Origin of the sequence: Vibrio sp. (assembly GCF_048266485.1) — a bacterium.
GTDB lineage: Bacteria > Pseudomonadota > Gammaproteobacteria > Enterobacterales > Vibrionaceae > Vibrio.
The window spans coordinates 531,225-554,733 of the sequence record NZ_JBLWZK010000001.1 but is presented as its reverse complement, the minus strand read 5'-3'; the positions used below and the strand labels follow the sequence as shown (position 1 = coordinate 554,733).

Genomic DNA, 23,509 nt, shown 5'->3' with positions numbered 1-23,509 from the left:
GATGATAATTCCTGCATTAGATTTAATTGATGGACAAGTCGTACGTTTATTTCAAGGCGACTATGGACAGAAAACCGAATACAAAGTCGATCCAGTCGAGCAATTTAACCTCTACCATCAAGCCGGTGCCAATTGGCTGCATTTGGTGGATTTAACTGGTGCAAAAGATACTTCAGCACGTCAACTCGATTTAATTGCTAAGTTGCTTGCAGGCACACCGGCTAATATCCAAATTGGTGGTGGTGTACGCACAGAGCAAGATGTGATTGATCTGCTTGAAGCGGGCGCACAACGTGTTGTGGTTGGCTCGACTGCGGTGAAACAACCTGAGCTGGTCAAAGGCTGGATGGAAAAATACGGCGCAGAAAAAATCGTACTGGCTTTAGATATCAACATTGATGAGCAAGGCGTACGTCGTGTGGCGATTTCTGGCTGGCAAGAAGACTCTGGCGTGACGATTGAAGCCCTTATAGATGATTACCTTACTGTGGGGTTGAAACACGTGCTGTGTACTGATATTTCGCGTGATGGCACTTTAGCGGGCTCGAACGTTGAGCTGTATGTTGATTTATGCAAACAGTATCCACAAGTGCAATTTCAATCTTCAGGTGGCATTGGTAGCCTAGAGGATATTGCTGCGCTTAAAGGTACTGGTGTTGCTGGCGTGATTGTTGGCCGTGCATTACTTGATGGCAAGTTTACCGCAGAGGAGGCATTCTCATGTTGGCAAAGCGAATAATTCCGTGTCTTGATGTTCGAGATGGTCAAGTCGTCAAAGGCGTGCAATTTCGTAACCATGAAATCATTGGTGATATCGTACCGTTAGCGCAACGTTATGCGGAAGAAGGTGCAGATGAGCTCGTGTTTTATGATATTACTGCGTCGAGCGATGGCCGCGTAGTGGATAAAAGTTGGGTAGCTCGCGTGGCTGAAGTGATTGATATTCCTTTCTGTGTGGCTGGTGGTATTAAATCTGCCGAAGATGCCGCGCGTATTCTTGAGTTTGGCGCCGATAAAGTGTCAATCAACTCCCCAGCGCTCGCGAATCCAGAATTGATCACCGAACTGGCGGACAAATTTGGCGTGCAATGTATCGTAGTGGGCATTGATTCATACTACGACAAAGACACTGGCAAATATCAAGTTTACCAATTTACCGGTGATGAAGAGCGCACCAAGGCAACGAAATGGGAAACCCGTGATTGGGTGCAAGAAGTGCAAAAACGTGGCGCAGGGGAAATCGTACTCAATATGATGAACCAAGATGGCGTGCGTAATGGCTACGATATCGATCAATTAAACATGGTTCGTGAAGTGTGTCAGGTACCTTTGATTGCCTCAGGTGGCGCAGGCGCGATGGAGCACTTTGCAGAAGCCTATCAAAAAACTCATGTTGATGGCGCGTTAGCAGCGTCTGTTTTTCACAAACAAGTGATCAACATAAGTGAACTGAAACAATACTTAAAACAACAAGGCGTGGAGATACGTTTATGAGTGAAGGATTAACAACACAATCAAAGTTTCAAGCATCTGACGTTGTTGACTTGAATGAACGTATTAATTGGGACAAAGTCGATGGCTTAGTGCCTGTGATTGTACAAGATTACGTTTCTAGCCAAGTATTAATGATGGGCTACATGAATGCGGATGCGCTACAAAAAACCGCTGATACCGGCTTAGTCACTTTTTACTCTCGTACCAAGCAGCGTCTTTGGACCAAAGGGGAAGAATCAGGAAACAGTCTAGGTTTAGTAAACCTTTCTCTAGACTGTGACAATGATACTCTGTTGGCGAAAGTTAACCCAATTGGCCCAACTTGTCATACTGGCACGACAACATGTTTTGATGGTGATAAGCAAGAAGAAAGCCAATTGGTGTGGCTTCATCAACTTGAGCAATTACTGGCTGCCCGCAAGAGTGCCGATCCAGAATCCTCCTACACTGCAAGTCTCTATGCTCGTGGCACGAAGCGCATATCGCAGAAAGTGGGCGAAGAGGGTGTTGAAGTCGCGCTTGCGGCAACGTCGGGCGACAAGGCGGAATTAGTGTGTGAATCGGCAGATTTAATGTATCACTTGTTTGTATTGCTGCAAGATCAAGGTCTATCGTTTAATGACGTGATTAATAAATTGAAAGAACGTCATCAATAAACTAACCGCTGATCTCTAAAAGCGGATAGCCGAATAGATAAAAACCCAAATGATTTGAAGTCATTTGGGTTTTTTAATGGTTTATTTAAAACAGTCTGTCATTGAGCTTAACCACAGCACTTTTTAAACTTTTTACCACTGCCACACAGGCAAGGATCGTTTCGGCCTATTTTAGTGCTGGTAATGGTTTGATTAAGTCGTGGATCAATTTTCTCTTTTGGCATCACACCATCTATATAGCGCCATTGGCCATCTTCTTTAACAAATCTTGAGCGTTCATGTAGGCAATATTGTTTGCCGTTTTCTGCAAAGTAAGCTTTAAACTCCACCAAACCTTCAGAATTAGAAGGGGTTGGAGCATCAAGGACTTCCAGTTGTACCCAGTTACTTTCAACCGATTGAGCAATGGCGTTGGCTTCTTGTTCCGCTTGGCAAGATGAATGGTAAGTCTGGATGACAAACTCTACATTGCCAAGCACATGTGCCGAGTAACGGGCACGCATCAATTGTTCAGGCAGTTGAGCGTTAGCAGTATTTTGGTGAATAGGTTGACAACATTGGTCGTAAGGTTGCTGACTACAGCATGGGCAAAGCATAGTGTTCTCTTTACTGTTGATGAAGAAGCTTGCCTTCTAAGCGAAGGTGGTCATTTTCAGGGGTTACCCAATTAATCGCATTGTCATAAAATTGACGAGTTAGTTCTGGGGAGATTTGAAGTTTATCAGTAAACCACTGAATACTGGAATTATCGTTTTTCTCATAGGCAATGGCCAGTCCTAAAATCTCACCGAGAATTCCTTGTTGTTTTGATAGTGCATTAATTGCCGTTTTGTTCAGTGGCAAGGTCCCGACTAGTTGGCAAAGTGGTTGTTGAAGGAGCTTATCGATTTGAGAAAACATTCCAACGAAGTAAGCGTGTTCGGCATTTATTTTGAATTGTTCTAAGGCGGCGACTTGTTCACAGAAATGGGCTCGATGCATGGAGCTTAAATAATAATCCGATGGCGTCCATTTATGGGCCGCGGTAAGAGATAACTCAATAAAGAATTTGATTTTATCAAGGCCGAGAATATTAAAAGCATCTTCAAACGAGGTAAAGGTTTTGGATGAATGAGCATTGATAAATCGCATTAGCTTATAGGACATTGTAATGTCATAACGAATCAGTCTTTCGATTAACTGGTAATCAATAGGAGATTGATGAATGGCAATTTTTAGTTGCTCAACGGTGAATGACGATGATTCAATTCTTCGGTGTTTGATTATTTCTGGCTCATATAATGCGTAACCTTGGAAAAAATCAAAACCGGCTTTTTTTGCTTCTTCTAGTTCTTGTTGGCTTTCAATTTTCTCAGCTAAATAATAAAGATCATAGACTTTATGAGCTTCGATAAATTTGGCTGCATCGGAGATGCTTATTTGCTTAATATCGAATTTAATCGTGCTAATGTAAGGTAGGAAACGCTCCCAGTTAGGTGATGGGATAAAGTCATCAAGGGCCATTTTGTAACCTTGTTGATGCATGGCGGCTATCGCTGAGAATAATTCGTCACTAGGTTGACAATCTTCGAGAATTTCGATCATCAATAAATCCACAGGAAAAAGTGTTGGGACTTGCTCTATTAAACTTTGATAGGGAAAATTGACGAAAAATGTTTTTTCATGTCCTTGAACATTAGTAAGAAAAAAGTGCTCAATTAATAATCGGCTGGTCGCCAACTGTGGGTCTACCGAAGGGAATTCATTTTTAAATCCTTCACGAAACAATAACTCGTAAGCCACAATCTGCTTATCGGTATTTACAATGGGCTGGCGTGCAATAAAAGAATGCATCCTTGAATCTCTTTGCTTATTAACCAGAGTAACCTCGTATTTATTAGAGTCTCAGGTTTATTATTAATTAACCTAGTAACAATATAGAAAAGCTTTCGAGGCTTCCAGCTACAAAGTAACAAGTTTGTTCGTTGACTCATAAATTCACAATAAAAAATACGATATTCAAATAACTTACTATCAGAGTCACTATCTTCGTATTCCAATTATAAGAATAGGTGAAAAGTCTGTGAGTGGATTAAATTTGTGAAGATTTTCTAAAGATTAAAGTTTTTATCCAAGGGAGCGCTGCTGTAATTCGCAACCATTGTCATCACACACTAATATCGAGCCCTGAGTATACCAGTCACCAAGTACGATTCTGGTTGCACAGCCTTGATTAGTTTGATGTTTATGAGTGTTAGGACGATGTGTATGACCGTGGATCATATGAGTGACTTGGTTAACTTCAAGGACATTGACTACTTCTTCAGGCGTCACATCCATGATTTCCATTTGCTTAGAGTTTTTTTGTTGTTTGATTTTATTTTGTACGTTGGAAACGATCTTTTTTCGTATAAACAATGGGATACAGTTAAATAGGCGCTGTAGCCATTTTTGATGAACGGTTTTACGAAATTCTTGGTATTTCTCATCTTTGGTACACAAGGTATCACCGTGCAAGATAACAGTAGGTGTTCCGTAAAGATCGATCACTGCAGTTTCTGGTAGTAACGTCATTCCGGTTTCTTTACAAAAACGGTGCCCGAGTAGAAAGTCACGATTACCTTGTATGAAATAACAGTCAACGCCTTTCGCCGTTAACGCTTTAAAGGCGTCTTTAATGGTGACATTAAAGGGGGAGTTGTCATCATCGCCAATCCAAAATTCAAATAAATCACCGAGTACATACAGTTTTTCTGCTTCTGGTGCTTCTTCTTGCATAAAACGAAGAAAACAGGCCGTAATATCTGGACGTAAGGGAGATAAGTGGAGATCAGCAATAAATAAGGTGGTCATGAATTATCAAATTGTGTGGGGAGAAATAAAAGGGGGACAGTGCCCCCTACAAACTCGATGCTTTTATATACTTCATACTTGAAATTGCAGTTTTGTTGACGACGTTCATTCACTTGTTGCCTCGCTGCAAATCTAATTACTTTGAGTATATTATGCTTCGATTGTTGTACCAGTAATCACAACATCTTCTAGTGGTACGTCTTGGTGCATACCGTAAGAACCGGTGCTTACTGTTTTGATTTTTTCTACTACGTCCATGCCTTCAACCACTTCAGCAAACACACAGTAACCCCAACCATTCATTGTTTCAGATTTGAAATCAAGGAAAGTGTTGTCATTAACGTTGATGAAGAACTGAGAGCTTGCAGAGTGCGGTTCCATTGTACGAGCCATTGCTAATGTACCTACTTTGTTACTTAGGCCATTATTTGCTTCGTTTTTAATGGTTGCGCGAGTTGCCTTCTCTTTCAAACCAGAAGTCATGCCGCCGCCTTGAATCATAAACCCATCGATAACACGGTGGAAAAGAGTGTTGTCGTAGAAGCCATCTTGGCAATACTGTAGGAAGTTAGCCGCTGTTTCAGGTGCTTTTTCTTCGTTAAGTTGAATTTTAATATCGCCGAAGTTGGTGTGAAGGATGATCATGGTTAGGTCCTTTATCATTGGATTTAATTGGTATTGCTTATTGAGAGTTAGATTTTATAGCAACTTATCTCTAAAGCAACTTTAAACGTTATTATACCCAAGGATAGCTTATTAAAGTTAGGCTTAATGTCGACTTAATTAGCTGATTCGGTATAATCAAAAAATTATAATTTTCATCAGACGCAGAAAGAGATCATGTTAAAAATATATAACACCTTGACCCGCCAAAAAGAGGAATTTAAACCTATTCATGCTGGAAAAATTGGCATGTATGTTTGTGGTGTGACCATCTACGATCTCTGCCATATTGGCCATGGGCGTACTTTTGTATCGTTTGATGTGGTGTCTCGCTACCTACGCTTTGTTGGTTATGATCTAACTTTTGTGCGAAATATTACGGATATTGACGACAAGATCATTAAACGTGCAGCAGAAAACAATGAAAGCTGCGATTCGTTAACGGAACGCTTAATTGAAGAAATGTACGCAGATTTCGATGCGCTCAATATTAAGCGCCCGGATGTAGAGCCTCGAGCAACCCATTATATTAAAGAAATCATCGAATTAGTGGAGCGCTTAATCGAGCGTGGATTTGCCTACGTTGCTGCTAATGGCGATGTGATGTTTGAAGTGAAAAAGTTCGAACAATACGGCAAACTATCTGGGCAGGATTTAGAACAATTGCAAGCTGGTGCTCGCGTAGATGTTGAAAGCGCGAAACGTAGCCCGATGGATTTTGTGGTTTGGAAAATGTCAAAGCCAGGTGAACCGACATGGGAGTCGCCTTGGGGCCCGGGTCGTCCTGGCTGGCATATCGAATGTTCAGCAATGAATTCATCGATTCTAGGTAACCATTTTGATATTCATGGAGGTGGTTCAGATCTGCAATTTCCACACCATGAGAATGAAATTGCACAATCTTGCTGTGCTCACGATACGCCATACGTAAACACTTGGATGCACAGTGGTATGGTGATGGTTGATCGTGAAAAAATGTCTAAATCTTTGGGCAACTTCTTTACGATTCGTGATGTGTTAAAGCACTACGACTCTGAAACTGTTCGTTATTTCTTAATGTCTGGTCACTACCGTAGCCAGTTAAATTACAGTGAAGAGAACTTAAACCAAGCGCGTGCTTCATTAGAGCGATTATACACTTCATTACGTGGCCTGGATTTATCTGTTGCACCAGCTGGTGGCGAAGAATTTGTTGCTCGTTTTAGCACCGCAATGAATGATGACTTTAATACGCCAGAAGCTTACTCAGTGCTATTTGATATGGCTCGTGAAGTAAATCGCTTGAAAACTCTTGATATGGGTAAAGCTTCGGCACTTGGCGCATTAATGCGAGAACTAGCCGATGTGATTGGTATTTTACATCAAGATCCAGAAGCTTTCTTACAGGGCGAAGCGGGTAGTGATGATGAAGTGGCTGAAATTGAAGCGTTAATTAAACTACGTAATGACTCTCGCGCTGCGAAAGATTGGGTAAATGCTGATCTAGCTCGTGATAAGTTAAACGAGCTTGGTATTGAGTTAGAAGATGGTCCAGACGGTACTACTTGGCGTCGTAAGTAAATAGACCTGAATAAAGGCAATTGATTAGATAGGGCTTGTGGTGTCACCAATATACTGCAAGCCTTTTTCTCGAAACTCGAAACTCGAAACTCGAAACTCGAAACTGACAACTAGAAAGGTTTTTTTCTTTGGCACAGATGTATTTTTATTACTCAGCGATGAACGCGGGTAAATCAACCACACTGCTTCAATCTTCTTTTAACTATTGTGAACGTGGCATGAACCCTGTGATTTTCACAGCTGAAATCGATAACCGTGATGGCATTGGTAAAGTGAGTTCTCGTATTGGTTTACAGTCAGATGCGCACTTGTACAATGACACCACCGATATGTTTAGTGCAATTAAATTATTATGTGAAAAGGAAAAAATTCACTGCGTCATGATTGATGAATGTCAGTTCTTAAATAAAGAACAAGTGTATCAATTAACCGAAGTGGTGGATAAATTACACATTCCCGTATTATGTTATGGGTTACGTAGTGATTTTTTAGGTGAGTTGTTTGAAGGCAGTCAATACTTGCTTGCTTGGGCTGATAAGTTGGTTGAGTTAAAAACCATTTGTCACTGCGGACGTAAAGCTAACATGGTGATTCGTATGGATGAGTATGGTAAAGCGATTGCAGAAGGTGACCAAGTGGCGATTGGCGGTAATGATCGTTATGAATCAGTATGTCGCCTTCATTATAAAGAAGCACTAGGTAAATAATCTCAATTGAGGTTGAGTGATCGCCAATGCTAGGGATATAAAGCATAAAATTAGGGCCTATGACTCGCATTGAGTGATAGGCCCTTTTGTTATCTATACGCTGTAAAGCTATTCGTTGTACAACTAGTCTCAGAAAACTATTCTTTATAGGACTATTCTCTGAACAAACAAAAGCTTAGAACTGTGGTTTTGAGGCGAATTGTTTTGCTGCATAAGCCACACGTTCTTCTGGTGTTGGGTAATTTAACGGCGTACCTAGGTTTTCGATATGTTGCAGACGGGGCAGTAAACCGGCGCCATTAGCAATTTGGATTGCAAGGCCAGGGCGAGCATTAAGCTCTAATACCATCGGGCCTTCTTCCTTATCCAATACCATATCAGTACCCATATAACCTAATCCAGTCATTTCCCATGCGCTGGATGCTAACACTAATAGCTTTTCCCAGTTTGGTACGACTAATCCACTAAGCGGTTTGTCGGTATCTGGGTGATGGGTGATAGGGCGGTCAAACTGAACGGCTCGCACAGCACATCCCGTTGCAATATCTAAACCTACGCCAACCGCACCTTGGTGCAAGTTCGCTTTACCATCCGATGCCGCAGTAGAACAACGCATCATTGCCATAACAGGGTAACCTTTAAACACGATAACGCGAATATCAGGCACACCTTCGTAGCTGTAACCATCAAATGAAACATCATCGAATTTAATGAGGTTCTCAACAACCGCAACATCATTTTTGCCACCGAGTGAGAATAAACCTGCCAATGCATTACTAATATGGCGTTCCACATCTTGCTCATTTATCGCTTGACCTGATGGTTTAATGTAAACCCCATCTTTATGCGAAATAATGACCAAAATGCCTTTACCACCAGATCCACGAGCCGGTTTAATCACAAAACCCGGCCAATCTTTAACCATGGCATGAATACGCTTTACTTCAGCTTGCTGGCCAATAACACCAATCAACTTAGGCACCGTTGCGCCGTGCTCTTGAGCAATAATTTTAGTCTTTAGCTTATCATCCACTAGTGGATATTTAGAACGGTCGTTATAGCGCCCAATATAGGCGCCATTACGTTTGTTCATGCCCATAATGCCTTTAGCATGTAGCTTTTGGGGAGACGTAAACATTGAAAACATCGTTTAGTCCTCCGCTAATGGTTTGAATCTTTTCAGTTCTAATAGGCGATATCCTGTGTAGTTACCTAGCGATAAGATACACGCTAAAACGATGAACTGAGTACCGATGAAATTGAAAGTAATATGCTGAACATATGGGTTAGTCATGGCTAGATAGATAAGTACTGCAGTGAGTAGTGAGCCACTACCTTGCATAAATACTTCTTTAGCGCCTTCTTCTTCCCATAGGATAGACATACGTTCAATCGTCCAAGATAAAATGATCATTGGGAAGAACGTAATGGTTAAGCCTTGTGTCAACCCAATATTGAACGACACGATGGTGAAGATGGAAATAATTAAGATTACGGTAATAATCACCGCCGATATTCGCGACACCAGCAATAAGTTAAGTTTGGATAGGTAACCCCTGATGATTAAACCCGTACCAACAATAAGCAAGAAGCCAATGATGCCTGGTAGTAATTGAGTTTGAACAAAGGCGACAGCAATTAGTACTGGCATGAAAGTACCAGACGTTTTTAAACCGATAAGCACACGTAAGAATACAACGATTAACGCACCGATAGGGATTAACATGATGGTTTTAAACATCGCTTGTTCTTCTAACGGTAGGCTATGAATCGAGAAGTTCAATAAATTATCAGCAACCACTTTTTGCTTCGTTGCACTACTTGGTGATATATCTTGAGCTAGCATTGAGAAGAATACTTTACTGTTTTTACCACCAATAACATCGAGTAGTGAAACGTTCGATTCATCCCAAATTAGCATGTTACTTTGTTTACCCTGTTCAGTGCTGTCTGGGTTAAACAGTTGCCATACCTTACCATCCCATATTTCAATCATAGGAATGATCGATTGGCGACGACGACCATCTTCTAGTTCAATAACACCAACGGTTTTACTATAGATTTTAGATGACGATAAAATTTTACCAATCGCTTCAACTTTGCTGAAATCATCCAGAAGTAAAGAGGCGTTTTGGTTGTCAGGATCGTTGAATTGTTTGATTAACTCACGAGCAAATGTCGTGTTATCTGCCGAACGCTCAGAAGCTTGAGTAGTAATGGCATCAACTGCTGCTTGTTGTGGGCCAGTAAAGGTAGGAGCCACTAAGTCAGTTTCTAATGGTGGTAAAATTTCTGCTTGAGATTGAGGATCCACTAAGAATTGAGTTTTGTAGTAAATGGTTTGTGGACCTTTTGCATCACGTATTGACCATTCAGCACGGCGACCAGTATCAGTATTGATGTAAGATAAACCATAGCCAGGTGATGAAGCACTTTCATCAATCAGGGTAAATCCATCTTGAGTATGTGGGGCGGCTAGAGATAATTTAGCGGGACCTCCTGATGCTGTGAACTCTACACGAGCTTCAATATCCCATACTTGTCGAGATTCACCTGGCCCCCAAGGAACACCATAGTCTTGATGACGCATGACGCTCAAAGTGACCCCAGTGATAACAAGTATGGCAATGAGAAAATAAAATGGCACTCTAGACGTCATAACTTTTCCTTAACCAGTCTAAATTAATTGTTATTAAAATTATTTTTTTGAAGTATTCGAGACTGCTTTAGATTCGATAAACTCTCTGCTTACATCGACATAAGCAATATCTTGAATAAATTCACGGCCCAATAAAATAGGATAATCCATTTGAGAGCGATCAGCTAAAGTGAACTGAGCTTTTTCATGTACACTACCAATCTTGATCCATAGTTCAACAACAGGTCTTCGTTCTAAAGAATTCGTGCTTGATTGTCGAATCTTTACATGGCGAACGATTGGTGCTTCTACCCATTTACGATCTTCGGGCGCAGTTTTATCGGATATATGAAATTTAACCCATTTTTTCCCATTACGTTCAAATTCTTGTAAATCAATGGCATTAATTGAAGAAGTTGTGGCACCGGTATCAACTCTGGCAATAAAAGAGCTTTTAACGATATCGATATTAACACTCTCTAATGACCCTAACGTTACCATGCCAGGGCGAGTTTGTGGTTCAAGGTTGGTTACAACAATATTTGACGTTGCCGATGGTGAAGAAGTCGTTTGTGTTTTACGCGCCGTAGTAATAAAACGTTGTTGATTGTGCTTTAAAACTTCAACTTCATTACTTAAGTTAATAACTTCTGACTCTAAGCTTGCAATATAGTCAGTCTGTTTATCAAGATTAGAATCGAGTTCTTCAATTCGATTGGAAAGCTTTTCTCCGTTTTTATTAATGGCTGCAATAGTTTGCTCAGAATAATGTTCTCCGGTCATGTATGCACAACCTGAAAGCGAACCTAGGGCAAAAACTGCAAGACCTAATGATTTTTTGAGCATATTAAACCGTTATCATCTATGTTAAGTGTTTGTTGTACAAAGTTTAGCGTATCTCGATCTGGCCGTGAAGCGCTTTCATTTCATGTAAGAAGATTCTCTGCTTATTTAAAGAACCATTTTTATTTTTTGTGATGAACTATCTTTTCATTATGAATTCTTGGCGATCAAAATAGCACGACGTGGGGCAGGATAGCCTTCAACTGTTTTGCTTGGATCGTTTGGATCAAGATAATCCGGTAATGAGTTATGGGTCATCCAATTGGTGCTTCTTTGTTCTTCGGTGGAAGTGACGTTTTCATCGACAATTTTTACATCAATAAAGCCGCACTTTTCTAACCACACTTTTAGTGCCTTGGCTGAAGGGAAAAAGTAAACATTACGCATTTGTGCGTAGCGATCTTCCGGTACTAATACCGCATTTTCGTCACCTTCAATCACTAAAGTTTCAAGTACTAATTCACCACCAGACACCAATTGGTTTTTTAGTTGAAGTAGATGATCAAGAGGCGAACGACGATGGTAAAGTACGCCCATGCTAAAGACAGTATCAAAAGCCTTTAGTTCAGGGAGTTGTTCAATCCCAAGCGGTAATAGATGAGCACGTTGGTCGCCGCCCATTAATTTACGGATCGCTTCAAATTGAATTAAGAATAAATGAGAAGGGTCGATACCAACGCATAAGCGAGCACCGGCACCAAGCATGCGCCACATGTGATAACCATTTCCACAACCAACATCTAAAACTGAACGATGCTTTAAATCAGAGATATGAGGTAGCACGCGATCCCATTTCCAATCTGATCGCCACTCGGTTTCAATATCTAAACCATGAACATGATAAGGACCTTTACGCCAAGGGTGGAAGGTACGCAGTAAGCTCTCAAGTTTCTTTTGTTCGCCTAATGCAAAAGGCTGGTTGTTAGTAATTCTAACTTGAGAAGTAATATCAATATTATCTGGTTTAATATCGGTGATTTTATTGAGAGCTTTCACCCAACGTTCAAAGTCGCCATGCTCAGCATTCTGCCAATCAGTCAGTTGTTGCGGTAAGGTATTCAACCAAGGTTGCAGACGAATATCTTGAGCAATCAGTTGATAAAAATTGGCAAAATTAAACATAACACTCTTTCTATTTTAAATATGGATATCGGGTATAGCTGAATCTTAAAGGCAGAAACAAGCTATTTGATGGCAAACATAGAACCAAAATTAAAGCATTGGAACCACACTTCGTAGCTACTGAAACCAATTTTGTTAAACCGTTTCTTATGGCTTTCAATTGAGTCTGGCCGCATCACATTTTCAATCGCACTACGCTTTTGGCTAATTTCTAATTCACTATAACCATTGGCACGTTTAAAATCATGATGCAGGTCAATCAATAATTCGTGCGCGGCTTGGTTGTCGAAAATGTACTTCTCCGACAAAATTAAAATGCCACCTGGACGTAGCCCAGCATAGATATTTTCGAGTAAAGAATAGCGGTCTTCTGGTGATAAAAATTGCAACGTAAAGTTCAACACCACAACGGAAGCATTTTCGATTTCAATGTCGCGAATATCGGCTTCAACGACATTAACCGGGGTATCTGAACGGTAAGCATTAATGTGTAATTTACAGCGTTCAATCATGGCTGGTGAATTATCGACAGCAATAATTTGGCAGTTTTCTTGTTCAATATGACGACGCATCGATAAAGTTGCCGCACCCAAAGAACAGCCTAGGTCATAAACATTCGAGTTTGGTTTGGCAAAGCGTTCCGCTAACATGCCAATAGCTGAAATAATATTGCTGTAACCCGGAACCGAGCGTTGGATCATATCGGGAAACACTTCGGCTACTTTTTCATCAAATGTAAAATCGCCCATTTTGTCTATCGGGGCTGAAAAAATCACATCACGCTGGCTCATGGCAACTCACTTACAATTGGTTTACTAGCCACTAGGTTAAGAGATCCTAATTAGTCATTGGCTAGGTGAAGATATGGTCTTATTTTAAGGGAAGTTGGCCTATATCGCTATTGCGTTTGTGGGTTATTTGATTTTATTTCAATTTACTGACCTAACCGAGTAACTTTTAACCATATTCGGCTTTTTTATTCGGCGTTGATTCGTGAATTAATGTTTTTGTTATACGTAAGCTTACTGATTCAATTGGATAACTTATGAGCGGTTAACACACCATTCACTCCTTTACTTGCGAAAAGCGAATAAATTGTGCTTCCGGTGGTCGATTTTTATCTGTTTTCCAAGTATAAATAGGAAAAGTTTTTTATACGGTGTCTCTGAGCAATCTGCTCCACCGGAAATCATTAATTATTTAAATAAGAGATTGGGAAATTCATTATGCGCACCCAGTATTGTGGTCACCTGAACAAGTCCCTAACAGGACAAACTGTCGAACTATGCGGATGGGTTAATCGCCGTCGTGATCTAGGCGGTCTGATTTTTATCGATATGCGTGACCGTGAAGGTATTGTTCAAGTTGTTATCGATCCAGATATGACCGAAATTTTTGCAGAAGCAAACCAACTGCGTAATGAATTCTGTCTCAAATTAACTGGTGAAGTACGTGCTCGTCCTGATAGCCAAATTAATAAAGATATGGCAACAGGTGAAGTTGAAGTTTACGCAACAGGCCTTGAAATCATCAATCGTTCTGAAGCGTTACCTTTAGATTTCAATCAAACTAACTCGGAAGAGCAACGTCTAAAATATCGTTATATTGATCTACGTCGCCCAGAGATGAGTGACCGTATTAAGCTACGTGCTAAAGCTTCAAGCTTTGTTCGTCGCTTCCTAGATGACAACGGTTTCCTAGATATCGAAACACCAGTACTGACTAAGGCAACGCCAGAAGGTGCGCGCGATTACTTAGTACCAAGCCGTGTTCATAAAGGCAGCTTCTACGCACTTCCTCAATCGCCTCAGTTGTTTAAGCAATTGTTGATGATGTCAGGTTTCGACCGTTACTACCAAATTGTAAAATGCTTCCGTGATGAAGATTTACGTGCTGACCGTCAGCCTGAATTTACTCAAATCGATATCGAAACATCATTCATGACGGCGGACCAAGTTCGTGGTGTGACTGAAACAATGGTTCGTGACATGTGGCAAGAACTACTGAACGTTGACCTAGGTGATTTCCCAGTAATGCCATTTTCTGAAGCGATTCGTCGTTTTGGTTCTGATAAGCCAGATCTACGTAATCCACTTGAGCTAGTAGATGTTGCAGACTTAGTAAAAGACGTTGAGTTCAAAGTGTTCTCTGGCCCTGCAAATGACGCAAAAGGCCGTGTTGCGGTTATTCGTGTTCCAGGTGGTGCAGCATTATCTCGTAAGCAAATTGATGAGTATGGTAGTTTCGTTAGCATTTATGGCGCGAAAGGTCTTGCTTGGATGAAAGTGAATGACCTTTCAGTAGGTGTTGAAGGTATTCAATCTCCAGTGGCTAAGTTCCTAAATGAAGACGTGATTAACGGCATTCTTGAGCGCACGGGTGCTCAAACAGGCGACATCATTTTATTCGGTGCAGATAAGGCAAATGTAGTCTCTGAAGCAATGGGTGCTTTGCGTATCAAACTTGGTCTAGATCTTGAACTTACTGATCTGCAAGCATGGAAACCACTTTGGGTTGTTGATTTCCCAATGTTTGAAGAAGATGATGAAGGGAACCTGCATGCAATGCACCACCCATTCACCTCTCCATTAGGCGTAACAGCAGAAGAGCTAAAAGCGAACCCAGCGGCAGCGAATTCGAATGCTTATGATATGGTATTAAATGGTTATGAAGTTGGTGGTGGTTCAGTTCGTATCCACAACGCAGAAATGCAATCAACGGTATTTGATATTCTAGGCATTGATGAAACAGAACAACGTTTGAAGTTTGGCTTTTTACTGGATGCTCTAAAATACGGTACGCCACCACACGCAGGTCTAGCATTTGGTCTAGATCGTTTGGTTATGCTACTTTGTGGTACTGATAATATTCGTGATGTGATTGCGTTCCCGAAAACAACCGCAGCGGCTTGTCCGTTAACCAATGCGCCAAGCTTAGCGAACCCAGCAGCGTTAGAAGAATTATCGATTGCGATAACCGCAGCTAAAGAAAAAGAATAATCGAGCAAGTTAAATTGAGCGATAAATAACGCAAATAAAACACCCACATTTAATGATGTGGGTGTTTTTGTTTTTATCGCTGGTTATACTTCCAACACTTACAAATATAAATAAAGAGAGAGTATGTCCATCATACTTGGAATTGATCCCGGCTCACGTATTACAGGTTATGGTGTAATTCGCCAAGAAGGTCGACATTTACATTATTTAGGCAGTGGTTGTATCCGCATGTCAGAAGAGACGCTACCTAGCCGTTTAAAGCAAATTTATGCGGGGGTGTCAGAAATTATTACCCAGTTTCAACCGGATGTCTTCGCGATAGAACAAGTCTTCATGGCAAAAAATGCAGATTCTGCGTTGAAGCTAGGCCAAGCGCGTGGCAGTGCTATCGTTGCAGCAGTGAATGCCGATTTACCGGTTTATGAATATGCCGCAAGGTTGATTAAACAAGCGGTGACCGGAACAGGTGGCGCAGATAAAGCGCAAGTTCAACATATGGTGAAAAGTATGCTCAAATTACCAGCAAAGCCTCAAGCCGATGCAGCGGATGCACTCGGTGTGGCGATTTGTCATGCCAACACCAATAAAACGCTTATTGCGTTAGCCGGTAAGGCCAGTGGTGCGAGGCGTGGTCGTTATCGATAACGCCATATTTTTTATCTGCACAATATACTGGATGTTTATCCAGTTAATTATTATCATATCAGCATAAGACAAAATAAACCCTAAGCTTTGCTTAATTTTAGCTGAGCCATATTGAAAACGAGGAACATAAAGTGATTGGTCGCTTACGTGGAATATTAATAGAAAAACAACCACCAGAAGTTTTAATTGAAGTCTCTGGGGTAGGCTATGAAGTTCAAATGCCGATGAGTTGTTTTTATGAATTGCCGAATGTAAACGAAGAAACGATTATCTATACTCACTTTGTGGTTCGTGAAGATGCTCAACTACTTTATGGATTTAATACCGTTAAAGAGCGTGCATTATTCCGTGAAGTGATTAAAGCCAATGGTGTTGGCCCGAAACTAGGTTTGGCAATTTTATCTGGCATGACAGCGTCTCAGTTTGTTACTTGTGTTGAACATGAAGATGTCAGCACTTTAGTGAAATTACCGGGTGTTGGTAAAAAAACTGCAGAGCGCCTTGTCGTTGAAATGAAAGATCGTTTGAAAGGTTGGGTGACGCACGATTTATTTACCCCAGCGACTGATGCAGCACCAATGGACTCAATGGCAGACTCACGCACTACGCATAATGCACAAGATGAAGCGGTTAGCGCATTGATTTCACTTGGTTACAAACCCCCAATGGCTTCAAAAGTGGTTTCTCAAGTGGCAAGTGCCGACATGACGAGCGAAATGATCATTCGTGAAGCTTTAAAATCAATGGTATAGGCTATTAGCCTGAGGTTAATTTAATGATAGAAGCGGATCGCTTAATTGCAGCAGATAGCCCGGTTTTTAAAGATGAAGATATCATCGATCGTGCGATTCGACCAAAACGCTTAGAAGATTATCAAGGGCAAGATCATGTCCGCGATCAAATGGAAATCTTTATTAAAGCGGCTCAATTACGTCATGAGCCACTTGATCACTTGTTGGTTTTTGGTCCTCCGGGCTTAGGGAAAACGACTTTGGCTAATATCGTTGCCAATGAAATGGAAGTGAATATTCGAACGACCTCTGGCCCTGTACTAGAAAAAGCTGGCGATCTGGCCGCATTGTTGACCAACCTAGAAGAAAACGACATCTTATTTATTGATGAAATTCACCGTCTAAGCCCTGTTGTTGAAGAAATCTTATATCCAGCGATGGAAGACTATCAATTGGATATTATGATCGGTGAAGGTCCAGCTGCTCGCTCAATTAAGATCGACTTACCACCTTTTACTTTAATTGGTGCGACAACACGTGCTGGTTCACTGACTTCACCATTACGTGATCGTTTCGGCATCGTGCAGCGCTTAGAATATTATAAGGTGAAAGACTTACAACATATCGTAAAACGCAGTGCTGATTGTCTAGGTTTATCGATGGAAGAAGAGGGGGCGCTAGAAGTTGCCAAGCGTTCTCGTGGTACGCCTCGTATTGCCAACCGCTTATTACGCCGTGTGCGAGATTATGCAGAAGTGAAAGGCAATGGCCATATTTGTCCTGATACGGCAGACAAAGCGTTGAACATGTTGGATGTCGATAATCAGGGGTTTGATTACATGGATAGAAAGCTTTTATTAGCCATAATGGAAAAATTCTCCGGTGGCCCTGTTGGGTTAGATAACCTAGCCGCTGCGATTGGTGAAGAGAAAGATACTATTGAAGATGTAATTGAACCTTACCTCATTCAACAAGGTTATCTGCAAAGAACGCCAAGAGGCCGGATCGCCAGTGATAGAGCCTACCTGCATTTTGGCTTAGATAGACCAGATCGCTAGATACAGAATGAATATCCTAAAGTCATTGGAATCATCGTGAGGCGATAAGAGAATGCAACCTCATGAGCATAGTTCGATGATGGCTTTCTTTATAAAGAGATGGGGTGAATGAATGTTGCTAACAAAACGGCTTCTTCAAGCGAGAAGACTATAAAGTACAAAAGGGTAACAAGTTGTTTGTTACCCTTTTTTTATCCTTGCAAGCCAACCTGACTACTCTAGAATCCACATTAATAACGTGTCACAAAAATTTCTACACTAAAAGCCAAATAAGAATATTTAAAATTTTTTCGATTTCAGTCACATTTATATGAACGCGAACTAAACTTTATAAGTTGGTATGTTTGATTTTTTGTTTTGTTCCAAAATTGTTTAGAAACCTTTTGAAACATCTGTATTTAATGCGTAATATTAGCACTAGCTATATTAGATAGTGCTTAACAAAATGATAACCATTTAGGCACATTTTTGTAACAAACCAAAGCGGTTTTTCTGAGTGTGTTTACTTTAACCATCCTAATCGTTGTATGAAGCTTGTTTTAGGCTCGGATAGCGACATAAAAAGGAGTTACCATGATTGATGTTGTTGATCTATCGCGGTTGCAGTTTGCAATGACAGCGATGTATCACTTCCTATTTGTTCCTTTGACTCTTGGTATGGCATTTTTACTTGCCATTATGGAGTCAGTTTATGTAATGACAGGAAAGCAAATCTACAAGGACATGACTAAGTTCTGGGGTAAGCTTTTCGGTATTAACTTTGCTCTAGGGGTTGCCACTGGCTTAACCATGGAGTTTCAGTTTGGTACTAACTGGTCATACTATTCACATTATGTAGGTGATATTTTTGGTGCGCCTTTAGCTATCGAAGCGTTGATTGCATTCTTCTTAGAATCGACAATGGTTGGCTTGTTCTTTTTCGGGTGGGACCGTTTATCAAAACGTCAACACTTAGTGGTCACTTGGCTCGTTGCGATTGGCTCTAACTTCTCTGCACTTTGGATTTTGATCGCGAATGGTTGGATGCAGAACCCAGTAGGCTCTGAGTTCAACTATGAAACCATGCGTATGGAAATGGTGAGCTTCTCTGAAGTGATCTTTAACCCAGTTGCACAAGTTAAGTTCGTTCACACCGTTTCATCTGGCTACACTTGTGGCGCGATGTTTATTTTGGGTATTAGTGCATACTACTTACTTAAAGGTCGTGATATTGCCTTTGCTCGTCGTTCGTTTGCTATTGCCGCTTCGTTCGGGATGGCTGCGATTCTATCAACGATAGTACTAGGTGATGACTCTGGTTACGAGCTTGGTGATGTACAACAAGCAAAATTAGCAGCAATTGAAGCAGAATGGCACACAGAGCCTGCTCCTGCGGCATTTACGGCATTTGCATTACCAAACCAAGATGAGATGAAGAATGATTATGCCATTCAAATCCCATATGCACTTGGTATTATCGCCACTCGTTCTTTAGATAAAGAAGTGAAAGGTATTACTGATCTTGAAGAAGAACACGAAGCTCGTATCCGTAATGGTATGATTGCTTATGATCTACTTGAGAAATTGCGTTCTGGTGATAAATCAGATGCAAACCTTACTGCTTTTGATGAAGTAAAAGACGACCTTGGTTATGGTTTATTGCTTAAGCGTTACACCGATGATGTTTCTCAAGCATCAGAAGAGCAAATTCAAAAAGCGGTAAAAGATTCGATTCCGCAAGTTTGGCCACTATTTTGGTCATTCCGTATCATGGTTGCCGCTGGTGTCATTATGTTAGGTGTGTTTGCATTCTCATTTGTTCAAACATGTCGTCAACACATCGAGAAAAACCGATTCTTGCTTAAAGCTGCCCTGTTCAGCATTCCATTACCATGGATTGCAATTGAAGCCGGTTGGTTTGTAGCTGAGTATGGTCGTCAGCCATGGGCAGTCGGTGAAATTCTACCTACAAACGTTGCAGTATCTGCATTATCGCGCGGCGAAATCTTAACTTCAATTTTTGCAATCATTGCATTTTATACTTGTCTGTTAATCGCAGAAGTATACTTGATGGTTAAATTTGCACGTAAAGGTCCTAGTAGCTTAAAAACAGGACGTTATCACTTCGAGCAAAATGACACTTCTTTAGAAGGTAAAGTTTCTCGTGAAGTTGAAGCATAAGCAGGGGATAATTCATGATTGATTACGAAGCATTACGATTTATTTGGTGGGTACTGATCGGCGTATTATTCGTCGGTTTCACTATCGCTGATGGGTTTGATATGGGGGTAGGTGCATTAGTGCCTATCATAGGCAAAACCGACACTCAGCGTCGTGTGATGATTAACTCTATTGCACCGCACTGGGATGGTAACCAAGTTTGGTTGATCACAGCGGGCGGCGCATTATTTGCTGCATGGCCTATGGTTTACGCAACATCATTTTCAGGTTTCTACCTAGCGATGATCGTAACATTGGCAGCGCTTTGGTTACGTCCAGTAGCGTTAGATTACCGTTCAAAAATTGAAACAACAAAGTGGCGTAATAACTGGGATATCTGTATCTCAATCAGTGGTTTCGTTCCACCGCTTATCTTTGGTGTAGCATTCGGTAACTTATTGCAAGGTGTACCATTTGAACTGAATGAGTTCATGATGTCTCAATACCACGGTAATTTCTTTGGTCTATTGAATCCGTTTGCACTCTTATGTGGTTTAGTTAGTGTATCTATGTTTGTTCTTCAAGGTTCAACATGGTTACAAATGAAAACCTCTGGTGATGTTTACAACCGTGCACGTACGGTTTCAACTATCACCGGTTTATTAGTGGCAATATTATTTGTTGCGGCTGGTTTTTGGGTTCAAAACATTGACGGTTATGTTCTTAAAAGTGTTATCGATCACAACGGTCCTTCAAATCCTCTTCTAAAAGAAGTTGCGCGTGAACCTGGTGCTTGGATGACTAACTTTGCGACTTACCCATTAATGTGGATTGCTCCAGTGCTTGGCGTTGTAATGGCATTGCTTGCAGTTGTTGCAACAAAAGTACAAAAAGGCGCGTTAGCATTCCTTGCTTCAAGTTTAACTTGTGCTGGTGTGATCTTAACTTCTGGTTTTGCAATGTTTCCATTCGTGATGCCATCTAGCTTAGATCCAAACGTAAGTTTCACATTATGGGATTCAACATCGAGCTTGTTGACTCTAGAAATCATGACAGGCATTGCTTTTGTTATGGTTCCTGTGATTCTTGGTTATACGACATGGACTTACTACAAGATGTTTGGTCGTCTTGATGATAAGTACATTGAAGATAATAAAAACTCACTATACTAAGGAGCAATCATTATGTGGTATTTTGCTTGGATTCTCGGCGTATTGCTTGCCTGTGCATTCGGTATTATCAATGCTCTTTGGTTAGAGCATTCAGAAATGATGGATGAGGATCGTGAATAATATTAGTCAAAAAATGACTGATATACACTCACCAATGGATAGGGCTCTTTTAAGGGCCCTGTTTTTTATCGTGACCGTGTTTCATATCAGTTTGTTTATGTGGGAACCGCGTGTTTATGCTGAGCAAATCGGTGGTTTTCATTCTCTGCTAACGGTTTTGTTTATTTGGTCGTTATGTAGTTCATTAATCTATTGCGTTGGTTTCAAACCGATTTTATGGGTGTGGCAGATACTGTTTAGTCCGTATTTTTCTGGCGCGATTTTAGCCTACTTTACGGCGCTTTATTTTTTATAGGACTCTCCCTATTTTTGACATAGCGAGACTTTGTCAAAAATAGTGATGCAACAAAGAGAGCAATCTGTATTAATATTTTAAGTCACCATTATACACTTTGATAATGGTGGCTTTTTTATGTTCGAAAAACACCAATTAATACATATTTAAACAAAAAAATGCTGGAAGGTTATTATTCAACGTATTAAGTTGCTGTATAGTAATTTGAGTACTTTTTTAAACAGAACAACCGTTTTGGATAAAATCAGCCATAAATAGGTAACAACAGATAGGTAACAACGTGACAGAACAAACACCGATGACATTCAAATGGCCTATCACCATTTACTATGAAGATACCGATGCAGGTGGTGTGGTATACCATTCGAACTATTTAAAGTTTTTTGAACGTGCCCGTACTGAATTATTACGCGCACAAGGGATTTCACAAAATACACTACTTGATCAAGAAATTGGTTTTGTTGTGAAACATATGGACATCGATTATATCCAAGGTGCGAAACTTGATGAGCATCTTGAGGTCTTAACCTCGATTGTCAATTTAAAAAGGGCTTCTATCTCATTCTGTCAGGAGTTAGTCAATCTTGAAGGGAGAATCTTGTGTAAAGCAACGGTTAAGGTAGCCTGTGTTAACATTAAACAGATGAAACCCCAAGCCATCCCAAGCACTATTATGTCGGAGTTTTCCCGTGTCAGCTGATATTTCAATTTTTGATCTTTTTTTACAAGCCAGCCTACTGGTTAAGATTGTAATGCTAATTCTACTTGGAATGTCAGTACTGTCTTGGGCCGTCATTCTAAAAAGAAGTAAAATCCTGAATAAAGCCGCTAAAAATGCAGCTTCATTTGAAGAGAAGTTTTGGTCGGGTGTCGATTTATCACAGCTGTACCATGAAGTAAAAGCACGTAAAAATACCCTTCTTGGCTCTGAACAAATTTTTTATGCAGGTTTTACTGAGTTTGCTCGTTTGCGACGGACTAATGGCGCATCGGCTGAATACGTAATGGAAGGGGCAGGCCGTTCTATGCGTGTGACGCTATCTAAAGAAATGGATGAACTTGAAAATCAATTACCATTTCTTGCAACGGTTGGCTCAATTAGTCCGTATATTGGTTTATTCGGTACAGTATGGGGTATTATGACAGCCTTTATTGCACTAGGTGAAGTTAAGCAAGCGACATTGGCAATGGTGGCACCAGGTATAGCCGAAGCATTGGTGGCAACGGCAATGGGTTTATTTGCAGCTATTCCAGCGGTCATGGCGTTTAACCGTCTAAGTAACCAAGTTTCTAAGCTCGAGCATAACTACGCAACGTTTGCCGAAGAGTTCCACAGCATTTTGCATCGTCAAGTGATGGCGGAGCATAAGGACTAAATTATGGCGGGTTATGTTCGTAAAAAACGCCAATTAAAAGCCGAGATCAACGTTGTTCCTTATATCGACGTTATGCTGGTATTGCTGATTATCTTTATGGTGACTTCACCTTTTGTTACTCAAGGGGTAGAAGTGGAGTTGCCTAAAACAGAAACTGCAAAACCAGCGTCTGATATCGCAGGAGACTCAGATGCAAGCTTTATCATCGTTGAAATTGATAAACAAGGTAACTTGGGTATCAGTGTGAACGATGAAGACATGGAGCGTGGTTTATCGATGAGTGAAGTGATCACCCGAGTTAAAGCTGAGCGTTCGCTTTCTCCTAACTCACCAGTTGCGGTGGGTGGAGATCAACAAACCGCTTATGCTGATGTGGTCTTAGTGCTTGATCAGTTAAATAAAGCGGGCATCGAAAAAGTAGGTTTGCTCACAGATATTAAAGAGAATCGCTAATTTGTT

General features: G+C 40.8%; 25 protein-coding genes. 16 read left to right on the top strand and 9 right to left on the bottom strand.

The genetic code is table 11. From position 1 onward, the window contains the following. Position 1: 1 nt before the first annotated feature. From hisA to hisIE, 3 genes are read left to right on the top strand one after another with little or no spacing between them, the layout of a single operon-like run. A complete protein-coding gene (gene hisA, locus ACN0T8_RS02530) occupies positions 2-739 on the top strand; it encodes a 1-(5-phosphoribosyl)-5-[(5-phosphoribosylamino)methylideneamino]imidazole-4-carboxamide isomerase (RefSeq protein WP_417879089.1) in 738 nt (245 codons plus the stop codon). Continuing rightward, positions 721-1,494, top strand: coding sequence for an imidazole glycerol phosphate synthase subunit HisF (gene hisF, locus ACN0T8_RS02525; RefSeq protein ID WP_417879088.1), 774 nt, complete (start codon positions 721-723; stop codon positions 1,492-1,494). The genes hisA and hisF overlap by 19 nt, the downstream gene beginning before the upstream one ends. Beyond that, entirely contained in the window at positions 1,491-2,150 is a 660-nt protein-coding gene (hisIE, locus tag ACN0T8_RS02520; protein ID WP_417879087.1) for a bifunctional phosphoribosyl-AMP cyclohydrolase/phosphoribosyl-ATP diphosphatase HisIE, read from the top strand. Before hisF ends, hisIE begins: the two co-directional genes overlap by 4 nt. Positions 2,151-2,257: 107 nt before the next feature. Here the strand turns inward: hisIE and ACN0T8_RS02515 are convergent, their stop codons facing one another. The 4 genes from ACN0T8_RS02515 to ACN0T8_RS02500 all read right to left on the bottom strand — a co-directional run bounded on the left by ACN0T8_RS02515 (position 2,258) and on the right by ACN0T8_RS02500 (position 5,627). After that, on the bottom strand, positions 2,258-2,746 hold the full coding sequence (locus ACN0T8_RS02515) for a YchJ family metal-binding protein (RefSeq protein WP_417879086.1): 489 nt from the start codon (positions 2,744-2,746) through the stop codon (positions 2,258-2,260). A 10-nt stretch (positions 2,747-2,756) separates the two neighbouring features. Beyond that, entirely contained in the window at positions 2,757-3,983 is a 1,227-nt protein-coding gene (locus ACN0T8_RS02510) for an EAL and HDOD domain-containing protein (protein WP_417879085.1), read from the bottom strand. Between the two features lie 273 nt (positions 3,984-4,256). Then, on the bottom strand, positions 4,257-4,982 hold the full coding sequence (gene lpxH, locus ACN0T8_RS02505; RefSeq protein WP_417879084.1) for a UDP-2,3-diacylglucosamine diphosphatase: 726 nt from the start codon (positions 4,980-4,982) through the stop codon (positions 4,257-4,259). Positions 4,983-5,132: 150 nt separating this feature from the next. Continuing rightward, positions 5,133-5,627, bottom strand: a complete 495-nt coding sequence (locus ACN0T8_RS02500; RefSeq protein ID WP_089123141.1) for a peptidylprolyl isomerase — start codon at positions 5,625-5,627, stop codon at positions 5,133-5,135. 195 nt (positions 5,628-5,822) lie between these two features. On the opposite strand from ACN0T8_RS02500, the gene cysS reads away from it, so the two are divergent. Further along, positions 5,823-7,205: a cysteine--tRNA ligase gene (gene cysS, locus ACN0T8_RS02495; protein ID WP_417879083.1), complete on the top strand. Its 1,383-nt coding sequence runs from the start codon at positions 5,823-5,825 to the stop codon at positions 7,203-7,205. Positions 7,206-7,333: 128 nt separating this feature from the next. After that, the gene (locus tag ACN0T8_RS02490; RefSeq protein ID WP_417879082.1) at positions 7,334-7,912 is read left to right on the top strand and encodes a thymidine kinase; all 579 of its coding nucleotides are present in this window, start codon (positions 7,334-7,336) and stop codon (positions 7,910-7,912) included. 175 nt (positions 7,913-8,087) lie between these two features. Here ACN0T8_RS02490 and ACN0T8_RS02485 read toward each other — a convergent pair whose 3' ends face one another. The 5 genes from ACN0T8_RS02485 to cmoA form a co-directional block, all read right to left on the bottom strand. After that, positions 8,088-9,059 (bottom strand): alpha-L-glutamate ligase-like protein, encoded by a 972-nt coding sequence (locus tag ACN0T8_RS02485; RefSeq protein ID WP_417879081.1) that lies wholly within the window; start codon positions 9,057-9,059, stop codon positions 8,088-8,090. Between the two features lie 3 nt (positions 9,060-9,062). Further along, positions 9,063-10,571, bottom strand: a complete 1,509-nt coding sequence (locus ACN0T8_RS02480; RefSeq protein WP_417879080.1) for an inactive transglutaminase family protein — start codon at positions 10,569-10,571, stop codon at positions 9,063-9,065. 39 nt (positions 10,572-10,610) lie between these two features. After that, positions 10,611-11,396 (bottom strand): ATP-dependent zinc protease, encoded by a 786-nt coding sequence (locus ACN0T8_RS02475; protein WP_417879079.1) that lies wholly within the window; start codon positions 11,394-11,396, stop codon positions 10,611-10,613. A 147-nt stretch (positions 11,397-11,543) separates the two neighbouring features. Further along, complete coding sequence (cmoB, locus tag ACN0T8_RS02470) at positions 11,544-12,515, bottom strand: tRNA 5-methoxyuridine(34)/uridine 5-oxyacetic acid(34) synthase CmoB (protein WP_417879078.1); 972 nt, start codon at positions 12,513-12,515, stop codon at positions 11,544-11,546. A 62-nt stretch (positions 12,516-12,577) separates the two neighbouring features. Further along, a complete protein-coding gene (gene cmoA / locus ACN0T8_RS02465; protein ID WP_417879077.1) occupies positions 12,578-13,306 on the bottom strand; it encodes a carboxy-S-adenosyl-L-methionine synthase CmoA in 729 nt (242 codons plus the stop codon). Between the two features lie 435 nt (positions 13,307-13,741). Between cmoA and aspS the strand changes: the two genes are divergently transcribed. The 11 genes from aspS (at position 13,742) to tolR (ending at position 23,503) form a co-directional block, all read left to right on the top strand. Next, positions 13,742-15,514: an aspartate--tRNA ligase gene (gene aspS / locus ACN0T8_RS02460; RefSeq protein ID WP_417879076.1), complete on the top strand. Its 1,773-nt coding sequence runs from the start codon at positions 13,742-13,744 to the stop codon at positions 15,512-15,514. A gap of 123 nt (positions 15,515-15,637) precedes the next feature. Then, a complete protein-coding gene (gene ruvC / locus ACN0T8_RS02455) occupies positions 15,638-16,159 on the top strand; it encodes a crossover junction endodeoxyribonuclease RuvC (protein ID WP_417879075.1) in 522 nt (173 codons plus the stop codon). A 131-nt stretch (positions 16,160-16,290) separates the two neighbouring features. Next, positions 16,291-16,911: a Holliday junction branch migration protein RuvA gene (ruvA, locus tag ACN0T8_RS02450; protein ID WP_417879074.1), complete on the top strand. Its 621-nt coding sequence runs from the start codon at positions 16,291-16,293 to the stop codon at positions 16,909-16,911. A 23-nt stretch (positions 16,912-16,934) separates the two neighbouring features. After that, on the top strand, positions 16,935-17,948 hold the full coding sequence (ruvB, locus tag ACN0T8_RS02445; protein WP_417879073.1) for a Holliday junction branch migration DNA helicase RuvB: 1,014 nt from the start codon (positions 16,935-16,937) through the stop codon (positions 17,946-17,948). A gap of 573 nt (positions 17,949-18,521) precedes the next feature. Next, complete coding sequence (cydA, locus tag ACN0T8_RS02440) at positions 18,522-20,108, top strand: cytochrome ubiquinol oxidase subunit I (RefSeq protein WP_417879072.1); 1,587 nt, start codon at positions 18,522-18,524, stop codon at positions 20,106-20,108. Positions 20,109-20,122: 14 nt separating this feature from the next. Beyond that, positions 20,123-21,259, top strand: a complete 1,137-nt coding sequence (gene cydB, locus ACN0T8_RS02435) for a cytochrome d ubiquinol oxidase subunit II (RefSeq protein ID WP_417879071.1) — start codon at positions 20,123-20,125, stop codon at positions 21,257-21,259. 12 nt (positions 21,260-21,271) lie between these two features. Continuing rightward, a complete protein-coding gene (gene cydX / locus ACN0T8_RS02430) occupies positions 21,272-21,379 on the top strand; it encodes a cytochrome bd-I oxidase subunit CydX (RefSeq protein WP_027697179.1) in 108 nt (35 codons plus the stop codon). Then, the gene (ybgE, locus tag ACN0T8_RS02425) at positions 21,372-21,674 is read left to right on the top strand and encodes a cyd operon protein YbgE (protein ID WP_417879070.1); all 303 of its coding nucleotides are present in this window, start codon (positions 21,372-21,374) and stop codon (positions 21,672-21,674) included. Before cydX ends, ybgE begins: the two co-directional genes overlap by 8 nt. 298 nt (positions 21,675-21,972) lie before the next feature. Further along, positions 21,973-22,374, top strand: coding sequence for a tol-pal system-associated acyl-CoA thioesterase (gene ybgC, locus ACN0T8_RS02420; RefSeq protein WP_417879485.1), 402 nt, complete (start codon positions 21,973-21,975; stop codon positions 22,372-22,374). After that, positions 22,364-23,050, top strand: coding sequence for a protein TolQ (gene tolQ / locus ACN0T8_RS02415; RefSeq protein WP_417879069.1), 687 nt, complete (start codon positions 22,364-22,366; stop codon positions 23,048-23,050). Before ybgC ends, tolQ begins: the two co-directional genes overlap by 11 nt. Positions 23,051-23,053: 3 nt before the next feature. After that, positions 23,054-23,503: a protein TolR gene (gene tolR / locus ACN0T8_RS02410; RefSeq protein WP_417879068.1), complete on the top strand. Its 450-nt coding sequence runs from the start codon at positions 23,054-23,056 to the stop codon at positions 23,501-23,503. Positions 23,504-23,509: the final 6 nt, after the last annotated feature.